This window comes from Facivitalis istanbulensis, assembly GCF_040560405.1.
In the GTDB taxonomy this organism is placed as follows: domain Bacteria; phylum Pseudomonadota; class Alphaproteobacteria; order Sphingomonadales; family Sphingomonadaceae; genus Sphingomonas; species Sphingomonas istanbulensis.
Map to the genome: position 1 here is coordinate 1 of NZ_JAVSCQ010000092.1, position 465 is coordinate 465.

General features: G+C 64.3%; 1 protein-coding gene and 1 tRNA gene. One reads left to right on the plus strand and one right to left on the minus strand.

Annotated features, from left to right (window positions below):
* Positions 1-8 precede the first annotated feature (8 nt).
* Positions 9-85: transfer RNA gene (locus RN629_RS18320), tRNA-Met, on the plus strand.
* Positions 86-88: 3 nt separating this feature from the next.
* On the opposite strand, the gene RN629_RS18325 is transcribed toward RN629_RS18320, so the two are convergent.
* Entirely contained in the window at positions 89-379 is a 291-nt protein-coding gene (locus tag RN629_RS18325) for a hypothetical protein (RefSeq protein WP_407036502.1), read from the minus strand.
* Positions 380-465 lie beyond the last annotated feature (86 nt).

Consider the following 465-nt stretch of genomic DNA (forward strand, 5'->3'; position numbering starts at 1 on the left):
TCCCCCGTCGCGGGGTGGAGCAGCCCGGTAGCTCGTCAGGCTCATAACCTGAAGGCCGCAGGTTCAAATCCTGCCCCCGCAACCATCTTTACTTGCAACCCCGCAGCTCCCGCCGCGGGGTTTTTGCATTTCTACGCGCCAGATTGCGCTCATGTCCGCCCAGCAACGCTTCGAGCGCCGCGGTCTCCTTCAAGAAGTCGGGGTTCTTCCTGCCGGCGGCAAAGCGCAGCATCGCGGCCAGGTCGCCCCGCAGCACGATCGCTAGCTCTCCGCTCTCCGGCACGAGCCTTACTTCCTCGACCAGCGACCGCAGCCTTTCGGCCGCTTCCGCCCGATTATGGTCGTGTCCGTCAACGTGGTGTAATTTCGGTCGTGGCACCGGGCTGCATCGATCAGGCGGCCTTGGGTGTAATCTGTAGCGGCGTCACCTCCTCGATCTGTGGTGTGGCGAGAGCGGCCATGCCC